Source organism: Cuneatibacter caecimuris, from assembly GCF_004216775.1.
Taxonomy (GTDB): domain Bacteria; phylum Bacillota; class Clostridia; order Lachnospirales; family Lachnospiraceae; genus Cuneatibacter; species Cuneatibacter caecimuris.
Genome location: NZ_SGXF01000004.1, coordinates 221,246 through 245,554 on the forward strand (window position 1 = coordinate 221,246; position 24,309 = coordinate 245,554).

Here is a 24,309-nt window from a genome sequence, read left to right on the forward strand (position 1 = left end):
ATTAACAGGACAACAGATTTGAGCGGCCACTGCCTACTGATAGGCAGTGGCCGTAAGTATTGTTTTATTTTGCAATCAAAAAGCGGTCTGCCATGTGGATATTTAATATCCCATGCCAGACCGCTTTTGCAAATTCCAATATTATTTACCAGCCACCGCAAAAAAGCAGGTACAGATTCCCAAAAACAAGCATCCCTCCTCAAACTAAGCGAGGGATTCCCTCAGCAGAGAGGCGGCAGAAAAAACGTAGGAGACTATAGCCGAAGGCATCGAGTCTCCGGAGTTTTTCCTGCCGCCTCTCCGCGAAAAATCCTGCCGCCTCTTTGCGACTCCCCAATTGCAATCCCCCCTAAACAGCCACTTTACCCAAGCCATTTAAACCCTTTCCAATAACGGAACAGCGCTTTCCCTTTGATCTGGTCCCTGCGCACATAAGTATTGGTCCAGAAACGGGCGTCCCCGGATAAAATACGGTTGTCCCCCATCACAAAATAACAGTCTTCAGGAACCTGATACGGCCCAAAAGAACGGGTATCCGAGGAATCTTTGAGATAAGGCTCATCCAGGGGCACATCACTGTCATTGATATAAACCTTGCCTTCCTTAATTTCTACTTTATCGCCAGGTTCTCCGATAATACGTTTAATAAATAATTTGCTTTCATCGTCGGGATATTCGAATACAATAATATCCCCCCGCTTAGGATCTGCAAAGAGATAATAGAGACGGAATCCCATCACTCGGTCTCCGGTCATAATCGTGTTTTCCATGGAACCGCTGGGTATGGAAGCATTTACAATAATAAAAGAATCAATCAGCAGAGCGATGACCACAGCAACGCCAATGGTGATAACCCAACTGAGAATTTCTTTTTTTGTATCCTTTTTTTCTGTTTTACTTTCTTCTTTTTCTTTCATCTATTTATGCCCTTCATTAATGTTTTTTTACAGTCTATCACAGATCAGGGAAATTTACAAGAATACATAAACCGGAAATGGCAATACTCCAGACAGGAGGTGGATGTATTGAGAAAATGGATGGCTGTACTGACTATTATTTTATGGATTGTGGCAGGCGTAAAACAGGTATGGGAACAAAAGGCTGCGGAGCCGGTTTCTGTAGCGGAGGCGTTTTCCAGAGAAGAACTTCCTGAGATTCAGAGCAAAGTCCGTTACAGCGGCAGCTGCGAAAAGTATTTAGAAGAAGACGGAAGAAAAGAGCTGCTTTGTTCTCTGGCAAAAGAGATGCATATTGAAAACTTTCCTCAAACTGTTACAGAGCGCCGGGACAATGGGTCTGTGACCACGGCAGTGATAGAAGGAAAAGAAGGAAAAACAACATTTACTTATCTTGCGGTGGGGACCTGGCTTTACGATACCCTGATCAGCCCCAGGTGCTATGTAATTGTGGAGCTGGAGACAGAGGGCCATATGGAGGCCGCAGTGTTTTACAGAAATAAATTAGAAGAGGCGGCCAGTAAACTTGGGTTGTCCGGCAGCGCCGGGCTGGAGCTTAAAGGAAGCCGTCCGGGAAAAGATACCCTGGAAGACTATGGAAATACGGCAAAGACGCTGTTTAGCCAGGTGGGAGCAAAAGAAGTATCCTCCTGGAAAACGGAGTCGCTTTACCGGATATACGGCTATTCGCCCAGGCTGGGCAGCGCAGTTTACCGTGGAGAAGAAGCTATGAATATCAGTTTTGCCGCAGAATATGACAGCATTGCCGGGATGACGCGCTACCGTATCGGAGTCCCTTCTTTAGAGGAATAGCTGCACCATAAAGCGGACATGGGCATATTCTGTTAGTAGATCCGAAAAAAGGAGCAATGCAGATGGAAAACCGTGCCTTTTTTGATGACTACGGGACGGAACCTGACTACGGAGTGCCTAAAACTCCCTACAGGCAGCCTTACCCTTTTGATTATACAGCAGACTATCAGTACAGGCAAATGATGCTGCAGGGCAGCCTGATTCTGATTCCACGCCCATATGGACAGGAACGGGAAGAATTGAATGATATGGAATATTGGAAGAGCATGTACCCTTCCAGCGTGAGACGGCTGCAGGCGATTGTAGACGAAGAATGTGATAAAATGGACTACCAGGGAAGCCCTATTTATGATGAATATCCGGACCATCTGATGGTGAGGAGGCTTTGCCGGGGAATTACGGACCGGGCTGCGGAAGATGAAGCTGTGGCTGCAGCCTGGGGAGAAGAATCTGAAATGGACAGCGCTGCTGTCTGCAGAAACCGGAGGCTTTGCGATCTTGTGGAACTGCTGGTTATTAACGAGCTGTATAAAAGGCGCGCCAGAAAGCGCTGCTGCGGCAGAAGATATTTTTAAGTACAGGCGGAAGATGACAACAAAGCGGGCTGTAAGCAGTAAGCTGACAGCCCGTCTTTTTATTGCATAGGGCACTGCGTTCCCTATGCAATAAAACCCTCCGGGGGATCGCACTGCGGCGTAAGGAATTACGTCGCTAAAGCGACACGCCGCAGGCGGAGAATCCCGCGGGCGGGATTCTTTTTCGCTGCATAGGAAACTTGTGGCGCGTAGGATACAATTTGCGTGCATGGCACCCGGGTTCAAATAAATGGCACTTTGGGTAAACGATCCAGGACATTGTCATAATCTATATACACATAGGGCTGGTTATGTGCGATTCTTTCTCTGTGCCAGTCCAAATACCGCTGCTGCAGATGGGTATCTTCCTCCGGCCAGTAGTTTGATGCAGCTACATATTCATCTACCATCTGGTACTTCATAAATAAATCAATGGTGCAAATCCAATATTTACTTATGTAATTGCTTTGAAGATAGCCCTGTAAATAAGATATCAAATAGGATTCGGCAAAGGCCGTTCGTTCCTTCTCGCTTAAATGTTTTAATGGGCCGGCCCCTCTCTGTACCATAAAGAACATGGCGCTTGCTATGTCAGCAGCGTACCAGTTGTACTGGCAGTCAAAGAAATCAAATAACGTAATTTTAGTGTTTTTCATAAAGAAATTATCCGTGTGAATATCAAAATGAATAATTCCATAATTTTCTTTCGCCGCCGGCAGGGCATTTATTTCTTTTAAAAACCGTTTTTCGCCCTGCCGCACAAGTTCGTCTGGAATGGCAATATCCCTGCGCCAAAAATAAGGGCCATTCCATTGGAACTCTGGACAAGGCCTGTTCCCCTCATAGTCTGCGGTCAACTTGTGGATACGGCCCATCAGTGCGCCAAGATTGGAAAACAGCACTTCATTAAATTCGGCTGGATTATTGCAGTCGACCAATTTTCCTTCTGCTTTCTTCATGAGGCACAGCACATAAGCCCCGCCATCTGATTCTATCACCTCATAAAGCCTGTTGTTCACGCTCCGTATTGGCTGTACGATTCCTTCCATTCGGAGTGACAGGTACTCGACCCAGTTTAACTCAAAGTCTATATGCGCCAGGCTGCTCCCGCCGCCTTTTGAGACTCTCAGGATATAAGGCCGCTGCCCGGACTCCGCTGCAAAGATAATATTGCCGGATCCGCCCATGTGGATCCTGTGAAGCAGCTTGATATTATAAAGTTGCTCAGCTTTTCGCATAACCAGTTGGATTTCTATATCCATCGGTTTTCCCCCCAATCATTTTACCCTTTATGGTCCGGCCTATCTTTCAATTATATTAGTATGACTGCCGGAATCGTTTATTAAACAGGGACATTCTATTTAGCGGCCAGTACCTCAAAATCTAATGTTGACCGTTCGGCGCCGTTTACAATAAGCGTAACTGAATGGGTGCCGGGGTAATGTTTTCTTGTGCTTGTATCTGCAAAGGAATGGGTCTTGCGGTAAGACCTTTTCCTATTACCTTTAAACGTAAGCTCAGATATTTGGAATATCTTACGGTTGCGCCTGCCGTTTGCTTTTACATAGTCAATGCCATATTCCAGCCGCACCCTGGCTGCTTTTTTTGCCTCAATCTCAAAAGAAAAACACATATCCTCCCCAATGCAAACAGAGGTTTTTTCCAGTAAAAAAGAATCAGCCTTCACACAGCCGGCGTCTGAAAATCCCAAAATGTCAAGCACATCCTTATTGCCCATTTTAAGAAGGGTCCTGCATCCGTGCTTTACAATCCAGTCCGTATTCTGATTTTTACCATACCAATCCCCAGCGATTTTTACCACTAAACCGGGATGGGTTTTGGAGATATCGTTTAAGTTGTTCGCTACGCTTTTTCGGACATATGGCGAAGGGTCGTCTTTCAGAAGCTCTAAAATATGCAGAACGGGCGAAGGGTCTTTTTGAAAACTGCATAAAGCCTGTCCCCAAGGTAACCTGGGACGGCAGCCCTCGCTGGCAAGCCGCCGGATATGTTCGTTTTTATGTCTGGCCCAGACAGCCATCTGCGCCATCATGCGTTCTTCATCCCGGATGATAAAAGACCTCACTGCAAATTCAGCAGAGGCATACGGGGTATACCTCGCCAAAGCAGCAACAGAAGTATCCCAGTGCTCTTTATCCTGTCCGTAAAGTTCAACAAAAGCAGGGAAAAAAATAGCAAACCCGTCCAGGCAGACCTCGTAATTCAGTATCACTTTATCAATGATATGAATTGCTGCATTATAATCTGCCGGAAGGTATTTCCCTAAGTTCGTCCCAATCTGCATCACCCGCTGCTTGAATTCTAACTTATCCCACAGTTCGTCCATAGTTGAATTCAAAAAATCCTCAACCGGAAACTTCTTGTAGACTGCTTGAACCTCTAAAGCGAGCTTATACAGTGATTCATAATTAAATCTGTCTTTAAATAAACCTGCCACACTGCTCTCCTTGGAATTCTGTTATGCCGGGCGCGCCTGCGCACATTATGTTCCGGCCCACGGCGGTTTAAAGCTGCTCCTGTGCTGCATACATTCTACCATAAGCCTGCAGGCCTGTCCATCCCGCCGCCGATTCTTCCCCAAAAGGCGCCTTCCTTTTATGTGGCGGAGATAAGTACATTTTTATATTATTTCATGGACAGCGGCAGCCCAAGGAAGCGGCGTACTAATTCAAGTAGAGGTGGGAGAGCTTTCCTCTGGATTATGAAGGCTGAGTTTCCGCCTCCTCAGGAACAGAAACAGCCCTGCGGCGGCTGCCAGAACCTCCGTGACGGGAAAGGAAGACCACACGCCGTTGATTCCAGCCAGAGAGGCCAGCAGAAACGCCATTGGAATGATCAGCACAAATCCCCGGAGCAAGGAAATTGCGTGGGCAGGCCTGGGACATTCTATGGAAGTAAAGAAAACAGAGAGTATAATGTTCAGGCCTGCAAAAGGGCAGGCAGTAAAGTAAATTTTCATCCCTTTTTCCGCAATACGCTGTAAAAGAACATCATTCCTGCTGTTGAACAGACCTGCAATCTGAGAGGAGCCAAAGAAGACACAGCACATAATAACCCCAGATATGATGAACACGGAAGCTGCCGCATACCGGAGAATGATGCGGATCTCGCCGGGACGGCCGGCTCCATAACTTCTGCTGAGCAGGGGCTGAATGCCCTGAGAGATCCCGGTATAGACAGAGAGAACCACCAGAGACAGATTGGCAATCACCCCATAAGCGGCCACGCCTATGTTTCCCGCCAGGTCTAAAAGCAGCATATTAAAGATAATTATAACCGTTCCGGAAGACAGTTCGGTAACGAGAGAGGGAAGGCCACCGGAAAAAATACCGGCAAAAGTTTTCAAAGAAAAACTGCATGCTGCCAGATGAAAGTGATTTCTTTTTCTGAAAAAATAGGGAAAAAGAGTTAAAACGCTGATCACAGGGGCAAGCCCTGTAGCAAAGACAGCTCCAAAGATTCCCATATTCAAAGGAAAAATAAATATATAATCCAGTATAATGTTGGAAAAGCTCCCGGCCAGCATGGCAGCCATGGCTAACTGAGGGGCTCCGTCATTTCTCACATAGCACAGGAGCAGGTTGTTCAGCAGAAACATGGGTGAAAATAATAAAATTACCTGAAGGTAAGTTTTCGTCATATCAAAGACTTCCGCATTTGCGCCGGCCAGACGGGCAATGTTTCCCGGAAAAAAGACGCCGGACAGAAAAAACAGGACGGCGAAGCCTGCCGCCAGCAAAATGGAATGAGTAAATACAGTATCCCCGCTTCTGAAATCCCCGAGGCCGCGCCGGATAGAATATTTTATGCCTCCTCCCATACCGATCATCAGCCCGGCCCCATTGATAAAACTATAGATGGGAATGGCCAGATTCAGCGCAGTGAGGCCGTTTGCGCCCAGCCCCTTTGAAATAAAATAAGTATCGGCGAGAATGTAGCAGGAAAGGCCGATCATACCGATGACATTCAGCGAGCAGTATTTTATAAATTCTTTCAAAATAGTTGATTTCATGGCATCCCTCCGCGCCGCAGCTTTATATCATAAAGACCATTCTGCTTTGGATAAAAAAAACGCCCTTCTATCATTCCTTCTAAGGCCTTATGGAATGAAAACAAGACGTTTACCCGGCGGCAAAATTTTATTGATATTTCCCCTAAAAGTATAGTCTAAGCCATAGGGGTTGTCAAGGTTAAAAAATCAATTGTTAACCAAAATAAAAAACAAGTTGACAATAGAGCCCTGCTGTGATAAAGTATTTTTGAAAAAATGGAGCGGGAGGAATTTTTATTGAAAACTACAGTGATGAAAACGAGGAATAAAACTTATGATTTGGTGATAACAGCAATGTTTGCTGTGCTAATTGCGCTTTGCTCCTGGATTTCTGTTCCATCGGCAGTGCCCTTTACCCTTCAGACTTTCGGCGTGTTTGCCGCGGTCGGAATCCTTGGGGGAAAACGGGGAACGGCGGCGGTGCTGATCTACATTCTGATGGGGGCTGTGGGCATTCCTGTTTTTGCCGGTTTCAGCGGAGGGATAGGCATCCTGGCCGGCAGTACAGGGGGATATGTCGTGGGCTTTCTGGGATTGGCGCTGGTAATGTGGGGCGCGGAAAGAATGTTTGGAAGAAAGTTCTGGGTCCTGCTGGTTTCCATGGTACTGGGATTAATCGTCTGCTATGCTTTTGGGACGGCCTGGTATATGGCGGTCTATCTGAAAGAAACCGGGGCTGTCAGTCTGGGAGCAGTGCTGATGGGCTGTGTTGTACCCTTTATTATTCCGGACTTAATAAAAATTGCGCTGGCGCTGGCGCTGTCCAGGAGGCTTTACAGATATGTGCAATGAGCGGGAAATCTGCAGTCTGCGGCCTCATCACGGCATGTGCCTGGCATATTTTGAAGGAAGAGGATACAGCGAAAAATTTACGGCGCATATGCAGTCCGTGCTGGAGAAACTGGAGGCAGGGGGAAAAGTGAAGCTGACAGCGGGGACGGATGAAATCTGCGGAGAATGCCCCAACAACTGCGGCAGCGGGGAATGCAGGGACAATGAAAAAGTAAAGGGGTACGATTTGGCAGTGCTGATACGGTGCGGCCTGAAGGAAGGAGATGTTCTGGAATTCCGTGATTTTGCGGGGATGGTACAGAAACAAATCCTCGGTCCCGAAAAGAGAGATGAAATCTGCGGAAACTGTCAGTGGGCAGCGGTCTGCGGCAGCAAAAGGTCCCGGTGGAACAGGCTTTAGAGGATTTGTCCGGTGAAAATTGAAATACTGGTATGAAAAATTTCATAAATTTTAAGTTGTGATTTAAGGTGGGAACAGATACAATATAGTCAGGGCAGGCTGCCCTGACTTTTTTTGAGGTGATTGTATGAGACATATATTCCGAAGGGTGATCATATTGCTTCTGGTATTCTTTACTGTTGCAGGCGGAGTGCTTCTGTTTACACTGCTGCGGGCAAAGGAGCCAGTTTCTTATGCCAAAATGGAAGAAGCAGGACTTCCGGTAATTGAAATGACCTATAGCGGGCAGACTATGAATGAGCTGCATGGATATACTTCGGAGATGACGCTGCCGCTTGTCCGGGACAGTATTACGCCGTTGGACGGGCAGAGGGTTCTTACCGGTTACGTCAGAACTTATGGCGCAGTAATTACGGAAATTTCCTATGAAGTGCGGAGCCTGGACGGGCAGGAGCTTATTGAGGCTCAGACCTTGGGAGGCTGGAATGCGGAGGAAGACAATATCGGCCTGACCGTGCAGCTCTCCGGCCTGCTGAAGCCACAGGAAGAATACTGCCTGATTTTGAAATTATCCACAGAAGCAGAGCAGAATATTTTTTATTATACAAGGGTGATTTACGGGCCGGAGATGAAAACCCAGGAACTTCTGGATTTTGCGTTCCGGTTCAGCCGGGCTACTTTTGAGCCTGAGACAGCCAGGCAGCTGGTGCCCCAGTATCTCCAGCCGGACAGTTCAGTGACGGATAGCGATTACAGCAAAGTGAATATTCATTCCAAATATGCGGCAATCATTTGGAATGGCCTGAACCCGCAGCTTTCGGGAGACAGGGCTGTGCGGGTGACAGAGCTGACGCCCACACAGATGTCGGTGGTATTCAGCTACCAGGTCTTAATTGCGGATGAAGCAGGAGAAGCGCATACTTTCCAGGTGAGGGAATATTTCTGTGTCCGGTGGCGCGGCGAGCAGCTGTATCTGCTGGATTATGAACGGGAAATGGATCAGGTTTTTGAACCTGTCAGGGCAGAAGTAAACAAAGGCGAGATGAGACTGGGAATCCTGAGCGGCGGACGAGACAGCGCGCAGGCATCGGCCAGCCCGGACGGGAATCTGATGGCATTTGCAGCAGGAGGAGAACTGTTTGGATATGACAGAAAAACAGGAGAAATGTGGCCTGTGTTCACGTTTCGGAATGTAGGTGAAAATGACGCCCGCACCAATTTCAGGGAGCATGATATTAAACTGGTGGGCTGCAGGGACAACGGCCAGATTGATTTTATTGTATTCGGATATATGAACAGAGGAATTCATGAGGGAGAAGTAGGGATCAGCTTTTTCCGCTATGACAGAAACAGCGGCAGGACGGATGAGCTGTTTTATATTCCTTCAAATGTTTCCTATCAGGTGCTGCGTTCGGATCTGGGATCGCTGGCCTATGTCAGCAGCGGCAACAGTTTCTATCTGATTTATGGCAGGAGCATTTATTCCCTCGATATTTCCAGCGGTGAAACTGTGCAGATCGCGGAGAATGTGATGCAGGATTCTTATGGGATCAGCAGTGACAATGCTCTGATCGCGTGGCAGGAGGGGGATCAGGTCGAAGATGCAGGGAAGATTCATTGCCTGAATATGGATTCCGGACAGATCCATGAGGTGACAGCTGCAGAGGGAGAATATCTGAAACTGGAAGGGTTTGTGGGAAGAGACCTGGTATATGGGATCGGCAGGACGGAGGATGTACAGCGCTCTGCCGGCGTAGTGATGGGTTATCCGCTGTATATGCTGGCAATCAGAAATGAAGAGATGGAAATACAGGCAGAATACAGTATGGATGGTATTTATATTTCGGATGTGGCTGTGGAGGAAAACAGGATTGTGATGTCCCGGCTGCGCCGCGGTGAGAGCGGAGAGATGACGGAGTATACCGGAGACGTGCTGGCGCGCAGCACGGAGGCCGGAAACAGTTCCGCGGGTTTTGTAAAAACAGCCAGGGACGACAGGTTTGGAACTGTTTATTCCATAGAGCTGCAGCCAAAAGGCCAGGCTGGAGTGCAGTACAGGCTGTCGGAGGGAGAATACCGCAGCGGAGAGCTTTGTCAGATTGTTTCTCTGGGCGGGCATGAGACAGAAGCGCCTCAATATTATGTGTATACCAGAGGAAGGCTGAAAACTGTTTCCGCCAGTCTGAGCGGTGCGATTCATGAAGCGTTTGATGAAATGGGTACAGTGCTGGATAAAAATCAGGAATATGTCTGGAACAGGGACAGCCGGGCCTTATATAAGACACTGAAGCTTCCGGCTAAGGAGACTGTGTCCGCGGAAGACAGTCTGGCGGCATGTATAGAGCTGATGCTGGCCTGTGAGGGGCAGGACGGAGCCCAGGTCAGGGAGAAGCTGTCAGAGGGAGATTCCCCTTTCCAGGTTCTTTCCAGTCTGGAAGGGTATAAAACGGTGGATTTGTATGGCAGCGCGCTGAGCCATATTTTGTATTATATCAATCTGGGAAGCCCTGTGCTGGCTGTTACCGGGGATCACACCGGGCTGCTGGTCATTGGATATGAGACGAATAGTGTGACTTACTATGACCCGGTTTCGGGTCAAAATGTGAAGCTGCCCATGAAAGAAGCGGAAGCGTTGTTTTCCAGATATAATAACGCGTTTCTGAGTTATCTCAGGTGATGCGGACGGAAGGGAGAAAAAATGAACTGGTTGCTGATAGCAGTATTAATTATTTTTGCACTGGGATTTCTGATCGGATGGCACCGGGGCGCGGTGAAGATGACGGTGTCCCTTGTAGCGGCAGTGCTGACTATAATTCTGGCCTGTACGTTATCCCCCTATGTGACAGATGTACTGAAAAATCACACAGGGCTTTATGAACGGCTACAGGAACAGGTGCAGGAATCCATGCAGGAAAAGATTGAAGAGCAGACAGACCAGCTGACGGTGACTCAGCAGGCCAGATTTATTGAAGATCTTCCGCTGCCCGCATCCTTAAAGGATGCTTTGCAGGAGAACAATAACAGTGAAGTTTACGCAGTGCTTGGCGTGGAGAGTTTCACTTCATACCTGAGCGGCTATGTGGCGTCGCTGATTATCGGAGTGATTGGATTTATTCTTACTTTTCTTCTGGCATTTGTCCTGCTGCGGATCCTGGGAGCGGTTTTGAACCTGGTTTCCAGGCTGCCGCTGATCCACGGAATCAATAAGATCGCCGGCGCGGGGATCGGAATAGCGGAAGCGCTGGTGGCAGTATGGCTGGGGTGCCTGCTGATCACTATGTTTGCTGGTTTTGACTGGGGCGGCCAAATGCTGGAAATGGTCAGCAAAAGCCAGATTCTGACTTATATTTATGATAATAACCTGTTTGTAAATGTATTGCTGAATTTTACAGGGAACATTTAGATTTGGGAAACGGGGGCAGCGGCGGAATATTCAGTGAGTGACGGGAATAGGATACAGCAGAAACGCCAGGAGGTGGGCCGTGGGCTTTATTGTATACCTATCCAATTTTATGATTCCGCTGCTGTTCTTTTATGTGATTGCCACCGGAGTGGCCGGGAAAGTTCCGGTCTATGATGTATTTGTCCGGGGGGCCAAAGAAGGGATGAAGACAGTGGCAGGCATTCTGCCTACCCTGGTGGGGCTTATGGTGGCGGTGGGGATGCTGCGGGCCAGCGGATTCCTGGATTTTCTGGCCCAGGCCCTCTCAGGCCCCTGTGAATGGCTGGGGCTCCCCGCGCCTCTGGTGCCGCTGACTATTGTCAGGATGTTTTCTTCTTCCGCAGCCACAGGCCTGGTGCTGGATCTGTTCCGGCAGTTCGGGCCGGATTCCCATATCGGGTTGATCGCAGGCCTGCTGGTGAGCTGCACAGAGACGATTTTTTATACCATGAGCGTATATTTCATGACAGCCAAAGTCAAAAAGACCAGATATACGCTGGCCGGAGCAATGGTGGCTACGCTGGCGGGAGTGATCGCCAGTGTGGTGATCGCGGGGATGATACAGTAATGTTATTTTCTATATATTAAAAAAAGCACCAGCCCCGCGGCTCTTACGTCCGCAAAACCGGTACTTTGCCTGCGCCTCCAGGGGCTCGAACCCTGGACACCCTGATTAAGAGTCAGGTGCTCTACCAACTGAGCTAGAAGCGCATCTCCACGTTAAAAACTTAACGCGAAATTAATTATATATCAACTTGTTTTAAATTGCAAGACCTTTTTTAACAAAAAATTCACTTTTTAGCAATAATCCGGGAAATTTCTTCCAGCCTGGAACCGCAGTGGGCAAAAAACATCTGCCAGGAGCGGCAGAAGTAATCTTTTCCTCCATCCTGACTGTTCATCATTCGATGGCGCATGCAGCCGTTCCGGCAGAGGGACAGGTAGGGACAGCATTTGCATTCCTCGGGGAGGGGCAGGGACTTTTGAATAAACTGAATCTCCTGGCGCTTTGCGTCGATTTCTGCAAAACTGTTTTCCAGCAGGCTGCCCAGCCGGTATTCGTCAAGGGAGAAAAAATCGCAGGGGTAGACAGAGCCGTCTGCTTCCGCCACATATTGTATGCTGCAGCAGCCGTTCATGTCGCAGGATTCTGCTCTGCCTTCTGCTATCAGGGCCAGATAGTTTTCAAACTGACGGATGTAAGGCTGCCGGCCCGCCTGCAGGTCATCATGCCACAAATCAAAAATACGGCAGAGAAAGCTCCCGTAAGCTTCCGGGGTCAGGGAATATTCCCGGGGAGCAGCGGTAGAGTTTGCCGTCTGCAGGGGATCCAGGCAGGGGATAAACTGCAGGTAACGGAAGCCCTGCTTCTGATAATAGCGGTAAATTTTATCAGGAGCCGCCGCACATCTGTTATGTACCACAGTAAGAATATTATATTCCGCGCCGTGCTTCTCCAGCAGGCCGATGGAATCCATCACCTTGATAAAAGTATCCTGCCCTTCCGGGGTCCGGCGGTAAGCATTGTGGGTGTGGATCGTCCCATCCAGCGAGATCCCGGTGAGGAATTGGTTTTCTGCCAGAAAAGCGGCCCATTCTTCATTCAAAAGCATCCCGTTTGTCTGTATGGCGTTCTGAATAGAAAGTCCCCTGACGTTATATTTCCGCTCCAGTTCCACCGCCCGGCGGAAAAAGGGCAAACCGGCCAGAGTTGGCTCGCCTCCCTGAAAACAGATGGAACAGAATCCTTCCGCTGTTTCCAGGACTTTTTTTAATACAGTTTCCAGCGTTTCCTCACTCATGATTCCGCAGGAAGGCTGGGAGCGGTTTTCCATTTCATCTGCATAGAAGCAATAGCGGCAGCGCAGGTTGCACAGGCCGGAAGCAGGTTTGATCATCAGGCTGACAGGGGGCATTTTTAATTCCTTTCCTTGAAATTTTAATTGTACCTATCTATCTGCTTATTATAACTAAATTTGTTTACTTTTGCAAGGAATTGGGATATACTGAATACATATTTTGAGGGCAGGCAGGCCTGCTGAAAGTGAGGACGGTTTATGGCTGACGCAAGAAAATCTTTTTCCAGGGCAGGCTGGGCTTTTGTGGCTTTTGAGGTTGGGACCCTGCTGGGCAAAGTGCTGATTGCATTTATAATTGTATTGGGGGAGGCGAGGCTTGGGTGGGACCTGTCCGACTGGCAGGAATTCTGTGTACAGGATTTTTTCCGCTACCTGACCAGCGTGCCGTTGTATTATCTGGTGTTCCGGTCCGTTCCGTCCTGCCCTCCGAAGAAGGAAACATGGAGCTTTAAGAAGCTTGTCCTGACAATGATAATGCTTTATGGGCTGATCGAGGTGGGGGGGATTATCGGAAACCTTCTGATGTTTCTGATAAACGGAGTATCATCCAACCCTTCGCAGAATGGTTTGGTGGAGCTTCTGAACACTTTGCCCATTCCGGCAATCTTTCTCTGTGTGGTGGTGGCGGCTCCTGTGATTGAGGAATTGGTCTTCCGAAAATGGCTGCTGGACCGGGTGGGAAGATTCGGGGAAAGGACGGCTGTGCTGCTGTCAGCAGTGGTCTTCGGCCTGGCCCATGGGAATTTTTATCAGTTTTTTTATGCGTTTGCAGCCGGAGGCGTGTTTGCATATATCTATATGCGCACCGGAAAAATCCAGTATACCATCGGGTTCCATATGGTGGTTAATTTTCTGGGCAGCATTATCCCTATGCTGATGTTGGACGAGATTTTCAGCGGCGCTGCGAAGAGCGGAACACTGCTTGCAATGGTCCTGTATGCTTCGGCGGTGCTGGGCGTTGCCGCAGCCGGATGCACGCTGCTGATAGGCTGGCGGAAACGGCTGAAATGGGTCGCCGCAGAGCAGGAAATGCCGGCCGGGCAGAGGCTGAAAACAGTCTGGCGTAATCCGGGGATGATCGCCTGCTCAGTGGTGCTGTTGGCAATTTTTGTTTTGAATCTGGTGTTTTAGACTATTCAGACAGCCGCCGCGCCATGTAAACTCCGATCAATCTATAAACAGCCGGCCCGTACGTGATGAGGGCTGGCTGTTTTTCTTCTCAGGACAATTACGCGATAACCCGGGGCAGTTTCTGCTGCTCTGCCATTATTCTCTTCCGTCCCAGCAGTAAGTGCACAGCTTGCTGCGGTCCATACCAACCGATGAGATCATATCATCCAGCCGGTGATAGTGCAGGGAAGTAAAGTTCAGCTGTTTTCCGATGCGCTCCACCATTGCATGGTAGCGGTCGCTTTCAGGATCCGCGTACACCTGGAGGTTTGCATAGGCGTTGTCTCCCTCCATTTCTCTGATGACGCGCCTTGTGATCAGGTCCATCTCAGATGAGGACCGGGAGAAGTTCAGATATTTGCAGCCGTACAGAAGCGGGGGGCAGGCAGGGCGGATATGTACCTCTCTTGCGCCGCTCTGGTACAGGAACTCAGTGGTTTCACGCAGCTGGGTTCCGCGTACAATGGAATCGTCGATGAGGAGCAGGCTGCGGTTTTTGATCAGGTCGTGAACGGGAATCAGCTTCATCTTGGCGATCAGATTGCGCTGGCTCTGGATGGTCGGCATAAATGATCTGGGCCAGGTAGGGGTATATTTGATAAAAGGGCGGGAAAAAGGGATACCCGATTCATTGGCGTATCCGATGGCATGGGCGATGCCGGAATCCGGGACGCCCGCCACAATGTCGGGAGAAACCCGTCCCGTGTCCCGCTTGGCCAGCATTGCGCCGCAGTGGTAGCGCATTTCTTCCACGCTGATCCCTTCGTAAGATGCAGAAGGATAACCGTAATAGATCCAAAGGAAGGTGCAGATCCGCATTTCTTTTCCTGGCTGTACCAGAGTGCGGACGCCTTCCGGGGTAACGATCACCACTTCGCCGGGCCCCAGTTCTTTGGCGTCCTGGTAACCGAGATTCAGATAAGCAAAGCTTTCAAAGGATACGCAGTATGCGTCCTCTTTCCGGCCAATGGCCACTGGGGTGCGGCCCATTTTGTCTCTGGCGGCATAGATGCCCATGGGGGTCATAATCACAATAGTCATGGAACCGTCAATCAGGTCCTGGGCATACTGGATTCCTTCAATCAGGTTGGCTTTCTGATTGATGATCGCCGCGGTGAGCTCCGTGGGGTTGATATCGCCTCCGCTCATTTCCAGAAAATGAGAGGTGCCGTCTGAAAAGAGCCGCTGTTCAATTTCATCTGCATTGTTGATCTTTCCCACAGTCATAATGGCATATGTGCCATGATGGGACCGGACGATCAGCGGCTGGGGCTCATAGTCTGAAATGCAGCCGATGCCAAGCTGCCCCTGCATGGTGTTCACATCTTTATCAAATTTTGTGCGGAAAGGCGCGTTTTCTATATTATGGATCGCCCTGTCAAAACCGTTCTTGCGGTCGTAGGCGGCCATGCCGGCCCGCCTTGTGCCCAGATGGGAATGGTAATCTGTTCCGAAAAACAAGTCAAATATACAATCGTTTTTTGATGCAACGCCAAAAAATCCGCCCATATTCGTAATTCCTCCGTCAGTAAATTTTCCGTCCGCTTATTTGCGGATATTAAAAGTATATCATAGAGTACATAAAACTACAAATCTCTATTTTAGAGAAAGAAAAGCGCAGAAACTTATTGCGATTTGTGCATATTTGCGGTATGATGCAAGGTGTGGAATTATTTTTATTGGGAGGCGTTTTGTAATGGAAAAGGTGAAGGCCGTGCTGGCCGGAGCGGGCGGATACGGAAAAATTTATCTGGAGTACATGCCTGAGGGGCCCTGCGCGGATGTAGAGCTGGTGGCAGTTGTGGACCCATATCTGGAAAAGAGTCCGGAAGCGTGGGAAATGGTAAAACAGAAACAGCTGCCTGTTTATGACAGCCTGGAAGAATTCTATCAGCATCAGAAAGCGGACCTGGCGATTCTTGCCACGCCTCTGCCCATGCATAAGGAGCAATGTATTACCGCAATGGCAAATGGCTCCCATGTTCTCTGTGAGAAGCCGCTGGTGCCTGTATTGCAGGACATTCCGGAGCTCCGGGAAGCGGTTAAAAAGTATCAAAAGACATTGTCCGTAGCGTTCCAGTGGGATTACCTGCCGTCTGTCCTGAGGGTAAAGGAATTGTATGCCGGGGGTGAACTGGGCAGGGCGGTACGGATGAAGAGCTATATTTCCTGGCCCAGAACGCTGAAGTATTACAGCAGGGGATGGGCTGCCAGGGCAAAGGATGCCCGTGGGAACTACATACTGGATTCCATTGTGACGAATGCGGTGGCGCATTATGTCCAGGTGATGCTCTATATTCTGGGAGACGGGACCGGGCATGCGGAAGAAATTGCCAGCGGGCGGGGAGCGCTTTATCGGGCAAATGATATTGAAACTTATGATACCGCAGCCCTGGAAATGGAAACAGTCCATGGGGTAAAGCTGTATTTTTATGCGACCCATGCCAGCAACTACAAGATTGATCCTATGTTTGTATATGAGTTTGAACAGGCGGTTGTAACGATGAACGCCTTTGACAGAGGGAAACAGATTACAATTTTTTACCGGGACGGAAGAATAGAAGAACTGGAGAATATGGGCCCGGACATGGGATGCGTGGAGAAACTGGAGTCTGCGGTGCGATCCGCCAGAACAGGGAAAGAAGGCCCTTGTTCCATTGATGCTTCTCTTTCCAGCTTGAGGCTGGCCAATGGTCTGCTGGATTATATTCCCATCCGGGAGTTTGACCGCAGCATGGTGAAGTTTGATGAGGAACAGCAGGTTGTATTTGTCCCGGGTCTGCATCTGGATCTTTACCGCTGCTATGAGCAGTGGAAGCTGCCTTCTGAATTGGGAATCCCTTATGCTGTGCCGGAAACAGAGTTTTTATTAGAGGGTTATGACAAGTTTATGGGAACGCTTTTGAAATAGAAAGGGTCTTCGGGGTAGAAAGGACATGAAGATGAAGACAACGTGCTGTCAGGTGACGGATTTGGAGAGGGACAGGAAGAATATTGAAGAGGCGGGAAGGGTTCTGAGGGCCGGAGGCCTGGTGGCTTTTCCCACGGAGACAGTATATGGCCTGGGCGCCAATGCGCTGGATGAAAAAGCCGCTGCCCGAATCTATGCCGCAAAAGGCCGCCCCAGCGATAATCCTCTGATCGTACATATTGCAGGCCGGGAACAGTTAAGTTCTCTGGTGACAGAAATTACGGAGACGGCGGACCGGCTGATGGATGCGTTCTGGCCGGGCCCCATGACGCTGATCTTCCCGAAGAAGCCTGCTGTGCCTTATGGAACGACAGGAGGACTGGACACGGTGGCGGTGCGCATGCCTTCGCATCCTTCGGCTCTGGCGCTGATTGCGGCGGCAGGGGTGCCGGTTGCAGCCCCCAGCGCCAATACCTCCGGCAGGCCCAGCCCCACGCAGGCAGAGCATGTGATGGAAGATATGGATGGTAAAATAGAGATGGTTCTGGATGGAGGCCCCGTGGGAATCGGGATTGAATCCACGATTGTGGATTTGACCGGTCCGGTTCCAATGATTCTTCGTCCCGGATATATTACACGGGAAATGCTGGAGCAGGCAGTAGGCCCGGTGGAGGTCGATCCGGCTGTGGCAGGGGAAGCAGCTCCCGGCGTACGCCCCAAGGCGCCGGGAATGAAATACCGTCACTACGCGCCAAAGGTGCCTATGATACTGGTGCGCGGCGGGCCGGAGGGCGTGGTCAGGACCATCAGGCGTCTGGCCGGGGAAGAAGATGCTGCGGGAGGATGCGCGGGTATTTTGTGCACTGATGAGACGAAAGATCAGTTTCCCCAGGGAATATGCCGCAGCGTGGGCAGCCGGAGGGAGCCGCAGAGCGTGGCCCACAATCTGTATGCAGTCCTGCGGGAATTTGACGGTTTGGGCGTGACAAAAATTTATTCGGAAGTATTTGATGAGACACCACTTGGACGTTCAGTGATGAACCGGCTGTCAAAAGCAGCCGGCCATCAGGAAATAACAGCAGACAGGGAGGAATCATGCGGCATTTTAACAGAGTGATTTTTGTGGACAGGGAGAATACCTGCCGCAGCATTATGGCGGAGGCGATTCTGCGGCAGGTGCGGGACGCAATGCAGGTATCGGACTGGAATTCTATTATATCAAGGGGACTGGCGGTCTTGTTTCCCGAACCGCTTAACCCGAAGGCAGTGGCAATAATCAAAGGCCATGGGCTGAATGTGGACCGTACCAATTCCGTATTATTTACAGAAGAGGAATGCGGGGAGAGCACGTTGGTTTTGACAATGACAGAAAGAGAAAAGCGCCAGATCCTGGAGGACTATACTGCAGTCCCGAATCTCTACACGCTCAGGGAATTCGCGGGGGAGCGCGGGGATATTGAAGAGCCATATGGGAAATCCCTGGCGGAATACGGGGCGCTGTATGAATATCTGGATCTCATGGTAAAAATGGCAGTGCAGAAGCTGCTGAAGGAGGACGAATAAATGATTGCGGTTGGATGTGATCAGGGAGGATTTGAACTGAAGCAGGAGATTCTGAAATACCTGCAGGAACAGAAGATTGAATATAAAGACTTTGGATGCTACAGCACAGCGTCTGTGGATTATCCGGCTTACGCGAGAAAGGTGGCAGAAGCAGTGGCGGCGGGGGATTTTGAAAAGGGAATTCTGATCTGCGGCACAGGTATCGGAATTTCCATAGCTGCCAATAAGGTAAAAGGGATCAGGGCCGCGCTCTGCAGCGACTGCTTTTCTGCGGAAATGACCCGGCTTCACAATGACGCTAATATTCTCTGTATGGGTGGCAGGGTGCTTGGTGCCGGCCTGGCTCTGAAGATTACAGATACTTTCCTGCATACGCCGTTTTCCGGAGAAGAGCGCCATGCCAGAAGGATTGGCATGATCGAATAAGAAGAAAGCCGCACGAAATAGTGCAGGCTTGTGGAGGTAAGGGATGGCAGCCGGAAAAAAGGTGGCCGGATCTGCGGTGCAGGGGAACCAGATTACAGAAGGCGTGATCTGGAAGCAGATTCTGATTTTCTTTTTCCCAATTCTTTTTGGTACATTTTTTCAGCAGCTGTACAATACGGCTGACGCGATGATTGTGGGCCGGTTTGTAGGAAAAGAGGCCCTGGCGGCTGTGGGCGGAACCACAGGCACGCTGATTAACCTGCTGATCGGATTCTTTGTGGGGCTGTCCAGCGGTGCCACGGTAATTATTTCGCAGTTTTATGGTGCGAACAACGGAGCCAGGGTGCATGACGCGGTGCATACTGCCATCGCATTTTCCATTGCGGGCGGCGCAGTTCTGACTGTGGCAGGGATTCTTATTTCCAGATTCGCCCTGGAAGCCATGAAAACGCCGGCTGACGTGATGGATCACGCTTTGGTGTACATCAGGGTGTATTTTGCCGGCACCATTGCCAACCTGATTTATAATATTGGGTCCAGTATTCTCAGGGCCATCGGGGATTCCAGACGGCCGCTGTATTATCTGATCGCTTGCTGCTTTGCCAATATTATACTGGATGTTGTTTTTGTTGTATTTTTCAAACTGGGCGTGCTGGGCGTAGCCCTTGGCACAGTTTTGTCCCAGGTGCTCAGCGCTGCTTTAGTGCTGCGCACGCTGATGAAGACGGATGACGTATACAAACTTACCTGGAAGGATGTGCGCATGGACGGCCTGATGCTGAAAAGAATGGTGCAGATCGGATTTCCCGCGGGCCTTCAGTCAGTGATGTATACGGTTTCCAATATTATTGTCCAGACCGGCGTAAATACTCTGGGAACAGATGCGGCTGCTGCCTGGGCGACCTACGGGAAGGTGGACGGGCTGTTCTGGATGATGATCAGCGCTTTGGGAATTTCTGCCACAACTTTTGTAGGTCAGAATTATGGAGCCGGAAAAAAGGAACGGGTACACAGAGGTGTGGGCGTCTGCGTGGGATTGGGGATCATTATGACGCTGATCATGTGTGCTGCGCTGTATTTCGGCGGGTACTATCTGATTGTGCTTTTTACCGGCGATCAGGCTGTACGGGGGCTCTGTATGGAATTGCTTCATTTCATGGTGCCTACTTTTGTCACGTATCTTGCAATTGAGATTCTTTCCGGCGCGCTCAGAGGCGTGGGGGACTGCTGGATTCCGATGCTCATCACAGGCATAGGCGTATGCGGAATCCGGGTGATCTGGATTTTGCTGGCGCTGCCGGTGAAACCCAATATAATCACAGCGGCGTTCTGTTATCCGCTGACCTGGGTGATTACGTCTGTGGCGTTTGTTATCTACTACAGATGGTTCAGCAAGCTCAAAGGCGGGAGAAATAAGTGGAGAAAAGCAAATATTTAGGCATAATCAGACTGTAAAGGCTATAAAATATAAATATAGTTTACAGAAAATGATGTGATGAGAAAGGATGAAGCGAAATGAAGAAGCTGACGGAGAGCGAGACTATTGTGATGCAGTGCATCTGGAAAGGCCAGAAGGACGTCACGATTGCCCAAATTATGCAATGGGCCAGAGAAGATCATGGTAAAGACTGGAAACAGCAGACAGTATCCACCCATCTGTCCCATCTGGCGGCCAAAGGGTATGTGGATTTTTATACAGGCGGCCGCGTTTCTTATTACCGGCCTCTGGTGGATGTGGAGGATTACAAGCGGGACCGCAATGGAAATTTCCTGAACGCCTGGTACGGAGGGTCCATCAGCAATATGGTGGAAAAACTCAACGCGGACGGGATGCTGGAAAAAGCAGAGGTTACAAAATTGAGGAAGATTCTCAGCGGGAAAAGTAAGACTGCTGACCAATAAAACTTTTTCGGTGCAAATTGATAAACCTGCCTGGGGCTGCTTGCTGCTGAAACAGATATCTGCGCAGCCCCTGTGCCGGGATGCATAACCGTATGGAAATTTGTATTGACAGAAAGAAAAAAATGTTATATAGTAAGTATAGGTTAGAAATAACTAACCGCTGCATACAAATACTTAACCTAAAAAAGGACCCTGAGGTCCTTTTTTAAATTACAGGAAATTTTGCAGAAAATCCCTGTGATAGAATTATAATGTTTACAGCCGGGTATCCCACTTACCGCAGAACACGGTATCATTTGCGGTTCCCTTGAATTCGCTGCCGCCCATGATCTTTTCAATGGTCTGCCGGATCACTTCTCTGGTATGCCCATAGGAATTGATAAAGGTGTGGATCTGAGGCACATCCCAGAGATGGGTGGTATAGTTCAGGGATACGCCCACAGTAGGCTTCTCCGTAACGAACCAGGGCATTTCATTGGAATGGCCCACGGACCAGCGGATGCGGACGTTATTTTCCTGGGCGTAGCCTTTCACATTGATGAACATCATCACAGCATCGTAATTATCCTGAAAGTCTTTACGGCTTCCGCAGTTTGTCATCAGCGTATTATTCTCAGGACGGACGCCGTATTCCACTTCCAAATCAGCCATGCTGGGAGCTACGCTCACTTCAAAACCGGCCCGCTGGAGTTCTTCAATCACCACCTGCTTGACAGGGTCGCCTTTATAGGCCCTGGAAACAGGAGTGGAGCCGATGTAGAACAGCCGGATGCGTTTATGGGTATCGGGACGGATGGGAAGATTCTTCTGTGTATCTTTCACCAGCGTGATGCACTGGTCTGCAGCTTTTTTAGCCAGCTCCAGATGTTCGGGACAGCCCACTGTTTTCAGCGCGTCTTCTTCGGGAACAAGGGTTCCGGCTGCCTGGCGTTCATGCAGGTGGAGATGTGCTTTGAGACCAAGGATTCTCTTCAGCGCGTCCTCCAGGCGCTCAGGTGTGATAACGCCGTTTTCGATGCCTTTGCGCATATAACCAAAATCCTCATCGTAGTCATTGGCATAGAGGAACAGGTCGCAGCCTGCCGCGATGGTCAATGGTACGGCATATTCCCGCTTCATCATGTTGGCGATACCGCCCATATGGGAGGCATCTGTGATAATCAGTCCGTTAAAGCCCATTTCACCGCGGAGCAGGTCAGTGAGCAGTTCTGGAGCAAGGGTGGCGGGCATGATATCCTGATCCTGGATGCCGGGGCGCAGCCTGCGGCTCATTTCCGGCAGAGCGATGTGCCCTACCATAATCGTTTCCAGATCCTCATCAATCATAGCCTGATAAACCCGTCTGTAGGAGTTGTCCCAATCCTCCGCGGAAAGGTCGTTGACGCCCAGAACAAGGTGCTGGTCCCGGTCTTCCACGCCGTCTCCCGGGAAGTGTTTGCAGCAGCAGGCCACGTTGCTCTGGTGAACACCATCGATAAACGCCCGGATATTCTCAATCACCGCCTCGGTTTCATTGCCGAAAGAGCGGGTGTTGATAATGGTGTTGCGCCAGTTCATGAAAATATCGCAGCAGGGGTTGAACACCCAGCTGGAACCAATGGCTTCGGATTCCTTTCCGGACACATAGCCCATATCAAAAGAGGTCTGGCGTGTGGGAGCCGCGCCGCAGGCAGCCGCGGTAGCGATATAAGTTCCGTCAGAGCAGGCGCCGTCTCCGCCATTGTCACAGTTGCTGGCCATCAGCATGGGGATTCTGGAATATTTTTGATAATTCCTGTTCTGTTCCCATACCATCCTGGCAGTCTTGGGCGGATAGCGCAGGCCGGCCTGATGATACTTTTCCACCACTTCTTTAATATCATTCTCGTCATCGCTTTTCGCCATGAGCACAAAGAGCTGTCCGATTTTTTCTTCCATCGTCATGGAAGCGATGGTGTCCTCTACCCATTTTATATCAGCATCACTGAGATAAAATGGCTTTCCCTTTAAATCTACCATAGAAAACTCCTCCTTTTTGGTATACTTTCTCTCTTATTATTAAAGTATAGCATGGCTGGGACAGGCTACCCAGCAAATATTTTCCTGCCTTCTGGCAAAAATCTACAAGATTAGGAAGTATGCGCACGGTATATGTGTGAAGAATATCATATAGTATGGAAAGATCCCGAAAGGAGCAAAATCACAATGAAACCGATGATTTATCTGGATCACGCAGCCACCACCGGCGTGCGTCCGGAAGTGCTGGAGGAAATGCTCCCATATCTGCAGGAGGAATACGGTAACCCGTCTTCTGTCTATGATCTGGCAGGCAGGAGCAGGAAAGCGGTGGAGGAAGCCAGACAGCGGATTGCTGGAGGAATCGGCGCAAAGCCGGAGGAAATTTATTTTACGGGAGGCGGAAGCGAGTCGGACAACTGGGTGCTGAAAGGGATTGCTTCTCTTCATCCCCATTGTCATATCATCACCACCAGAATTGAACACCATGCCGTCCTCCATGCCTGTGAATGGCTGGAACAGCAGGGGATGCGCTTGACGTATCTTCCGGTGAATGAACAGGGAATGGTATCTGCGGAACAGGTGAGAAAAGCGATCCGTCCTGACACGGTGCTGATTTCTGTCATGTTTGCCAACAACGAAATAGGAACGATTCAGCCCATCAGGGAAATTGGCAGGATTGCCCGGCGTGCCCATGTGCTGTTCCATACGGACGCGGTGCAGGCATTCGGACACGTTCCGATAGATGTGAATGAGATGAATATAGACCTGATGAGTGCCAGCGCCCACAAACTGAGCGGCCCCAAAGGCGTTGGGATGCTGTATATAAAAGCAGGAATCGAGCTGCCGCCTCTGATTCATGGCGGCGGGCAGGAACGCCATATGCGGGCCGGGACAGAAAATGTGCCGGGGATTGCCGGATTCGGCAAGGCTGCCCAGCTGGCATTTAGCACCATGAGAGAGCGGTCAGAAAAAATCAGCGGCCTGCGGGATTATCTGATCAGGCAGGTGCTGGCGCTGGTTCCCTACACCAGGCTGAACGGAAGCAGAGGAAGAAGGCTGCCGGGCAACGCTAATTTCAGCTTTCAGTTTATTGAAGGAGAATCATTGCTGGTGCTGCTGGATACAAGAGGAATCTGCGCCTCTGCGGGAAGCGCCTGTTCCACAGGCTCTCCGGAACCGTCCCACGTGCTTACAGCCATCGGGCTGCCCAAAGAACTGGCCCACGCTTCGGTCCGGCTCACGATTGGGGAAGAAAATACAAAAGAAGAGATAGATTATACAATCCAGCAGATTATGGAATTGGTATCCCGGCTGAGGGAAGTATCTGATGAATACGACGCGTTTACCAGGCAGCAGGGCTGAACAGGAAATCCCTTGCACAAATGACTGCAAGTTGCTATAATGAGTTTTATAAACTTACGGGAGAACAG

General features: G+C 49.7%; 22 protein-coding genes and 1 tRNA gene. 15 read left to right on the forward strand and 8 right to left on the reverse strand.

Annotated elements, in window-relative coordinates; all coding sequences use genetic code 11:
• Positions 1-362: 362 nt before the first annotated feature.
• On the reverse strand, positions 363-917 hold the full coding sequence (gene lepB / locus EV209_RS11185; RefSeq protein ID WP_130435548.1) for a signal peptidase I: 555 nt from the start codon (positions 915-917) through the stop codon (positions 363-365).
• A gap of 108 nt (positions 918-1,025) precedes the next feature.
• Between lepB and EV209_RS11190 the strand changes: the two genes are divergently transcribed.
• Both EV209_RS11190 and EV209_RS11195 read left to right on the forward strand, forming a co-directional pair.
• Entirely contained in the window at positions 1,026-1,769 is a 744-nt protein-coding gene (locus EV209_RS11190) for a YwmB family TATA-box binding protein (protein WP_165388908.1), read from the forward strand.
• Positions 1,770-1,831: 62 nt separating this feature from the next.
• Complete coding sequence (locus tag EV209_RS11195; RefSeq protein WP_130435550.1) at positions 1,832-2,344, forward strand: hypothetical protein; 513 nt, start codon at positions 1,832-1,834, stop codon at positions 2,342-2,344.
• A 242-nt stretch (positions 2,345-2,586) separates the two neighbouring features.
• Here EV209_RS11195 and EV209_RS11200 read toward each other — a convergent pair whose 3' ends face one another.
• From EV209_RS11200 to EV209_RS11210, 3 genes are all read right to left on the reverse strand, one after another.
• Entirely contained in the window at positions 2,587-3,606 is a 1,020-nt protein-coding gene (locus tag EV209_RS11200) for a phosphotransferase enzyme family protein (protein ID WP_130435551.1), read from the reverse strand.
• A gap of 95 nt (positions 3,607-3,701) precedes the next feature.
• A complete protein-coding gene (locus EV209_RS11205) occupies positions 3,702-4,802 on the reverse strand; it encodes a DNA alkylation repair protein (RefSeq protein ID WP_130435552.1) in 1,101 nt (366 codons plus the stop codon).
• Between the two features lie 231 nt (positions 4,803-5,033).
• On the reverse strand, positions 5,034-6,377 hold the full coding sequence (locus tag EV209_RS11210) for an MATE family efflux transporter (RefSeq protein ID WP_130435553.1): 1,344 nt from the start codon (positions 6,375-6,377) through the stop codon (positions 5,034-5,036).
• Between the two features lie 291 nt (positions 6,378-6,668).
• Here EV209_RS11210 and EV209_RS11215 point away from each other — a divergent pair, with 291 nt between their 5' ends.
• From EV209_RS11215 to EV209_RS11235, 5 genes are all read left to right on the forward strand, one after another.
• A complete protein-coding gene (locus tag EV209_RS11215; protein WP_243647575.1) occupies positions 6,669-7,208 on the forward strand; it encodes a biotin transporter BioY in 540 nt (179 codons plus the stop codon).
• Positions 7,198-7,608: a DUF1284 domain-containing protein gene (locus EV209_RS11220; RefSeq protein ID WP_130435555.1), complete on the forward strand. Its 411-nt coding sequence runs from the start codon at positions 7,198-7,200 to the stop codon at positions 7,606-7,608. The genes EV209_RS11215 and EV209_RS11220 overlap by 11 nt, the downstream gene beginning before the upstream one ends.
• A 127-nt stretch (positions 7,609-7,735) precedes the next feature.
• Complete coding sequence (locus EV209_RS11225) at positions 7,736-10,285, forward strand: hypothetical protein (protein ID WP_130435556.1); 2,550 nt, start codon at positions 7,736-7,738, stop codon at positions 10,283-10,285.
• Positions 10,286-10,306: 21 nt separating this feature from the next.
• Positions 10,307-11,011 (forward strand): CvpA family protein, encoded by a 705-nt coding sequence (locus EV209_RS11230; RefSeq protein WP_130435557.1) that lies wholly within the window; start codon positions 10,307-10,309, stop codon positions 11,009-11,011.
• A gap of 79 nt (positions 11,012-11,090) precedes the next feature.
• A complete protein-coding gene (locus EV209_RS11235) occupies positions 11,091-11,618 on the forward strand; it encodes a spore maturation protein (RefSeq protein ID WP_130435558.1) in 528 nt (175 codons plus the stop codon).
• Positions 11,619-11,688: 70 nt separating this feature from the next.
• Here EV209_RS11235 and EV209_RS11240 read toward each other — a convergent pair.
• Positions 11,689-11,761 (reverse strand) — tRNA-Lys (locus EV209_RS11240).
• A gap of 80 nt (positions 11,762-11,841) precedes the next feature.
• Positions 11,842-12,966 carry an anaerobic sulfatase maturase gene (locus EV209_RS11245; RefSeq protein ID WP_130435559.1) on the reverse strand — a complete coding sequence of 375 codons (1,125 nt, stop codon included), beginning with the start codon at positions 12,964-12,966 and terminating at the stop codon, positions 11,842-11,844.
• A 141-nt stretch (positions 12,967-13,107) separates the two neighbouring features.
• Between EV209_RS11245 and EV209_RS11250 the strand changes: the two genes are divergently transcribed.
• On the forward strand, positions 13,108-14,040 hold the full coding sequence (locus EV209_RS11250; protein WP_130435560.1) for a CPBP family intramembrane glutamic endopeptidase: 933 nt from the start codon (positions 13,108-13,110) through the stop codon (positions 14,038-14,040).
• 135 nt (positions 14,041-14,175) lie between these two features.
• Here the strand turns inward: EV209_RS11250 and EV209_RS11255 are convergent, their stop codons facing one another.
• Complete coding sequence (locus EV209_RS11255; RefSeq protein WP_130435561.1) at positions 14,176-15,588, reverse strand: amidophosphoribosyltransferase; 1,413 nt, start codon at positions 15,586-15,588, stop codon at positions 14,176-14,178.
• A gap of 187 nt (positions 15,589-15,775) precedes the next feature.
• On the opposite strand from EV209_RS11255, the gene EV209_RS11260 reads away from it, so the two are divergent.
• From EV209_RS11260 to EV209_RS11285, 6 genes are all read left to right on the forward strand, one after another.
• Entirely contained in the window at positions 15,776-16,990 is a 1,215-nt protein-coding gene (locus EV209_RS11260; RefSeq protein ID WP_130435562.1) for a Gfo/Idh/MocA family protein, read from the forward strand.
• A 31-nt stretch (positions 16,991-17,021) separates the two neighbouring features.
• Positions 17,022-18,107, forward strand: a complete 1,086-nt coding sequence (locus EV209_RS11265; protein WP_130435627.1) for an L-threonylcarbamoyladenylate synthase — start codon at positions 17,022-17,024, stop codon at positions 18,105-18,107.
• Entirely contained in the window at positions 18,086-18,553 is a 468-nt protein-coding gene (locus EV209_RS11270; protein WP_130435563.1) for an arsenate reductase/protein-tyrosine-phosphatase family protein, read from the forward strand. The genes EV209_RS11265 and EV209_RS11270 overlap by 22 nt, the downstream gene beginning before the upstream one ends.
• Positions 18,554-18,979, forward strand: a complete 426-nt coding sequence (gene rpiB, locus EV209_RS11275; protein ID WP_130435564.1) for a ribose 5-phosphate isomerase B — start codon at positions 18,554-18,556, stop codon at positions 18,977-18,979. It abuts the gene before it with no gap.
• Positions 18,980-19,040: 61 nt separating this feature from the next.
• A complete protein-coding gene (locus tag EV209_RS11280; protein ID WP_207220610.1) occupies positions 19,041-20,417 on the forward strand; it encodes an MATE family efflux transporter in 1,377 nt (458 codons plus the stop codon).
• A 77-nt stretch (positions 20,418-20,494) separates the two neighbouring features.
• On the forward strand, positions 20,495-20,881 hold the full coding sequence (locus EV209_RS11285) for a BlaI/MecI/CopY family transcriptional regulator (protein ID WP_130435566.1): 387 nt from the start codon (positions 20,495-20,497) through the stop codon (positions 20,879-20,881).
• A 255-nt stretch (positions 20,882-21,136) separates the two neighbouring features.
• Here EV209_RS11285 and EV209_RS11290 read toward each other — a convergent pair whose 3' ends face one another.
• Positions 21,137-22,879, reverse strand: coding sequence for a glycoside hydrolase family 3 protein (locus EV209_RS11290; protein WP_130435567.1), 1,743 nt, complete (start codon positions 22,877-22,879; stop codon positions 21,137-21,139).
• 186 nt (positions 22,880-23,065) lie between these two features.
• On the opposite strand from EV209_RS11290, the gene nifS reads away from it, so the two are divergent.
• Positions 23,066-24,241 (forward strand): cysteine desulfurase NifS, encoded by a 1,176-nt coding sequence (gene nifS / locus EV209_RS11295; protein ID WP_130435568.1) that lies wholly within the window; start codon positions 23,066-23,068, stop codon positions 24,239-24,241.
• Positions 24,242-24,309: the final 68 nt, after the last annotated feature.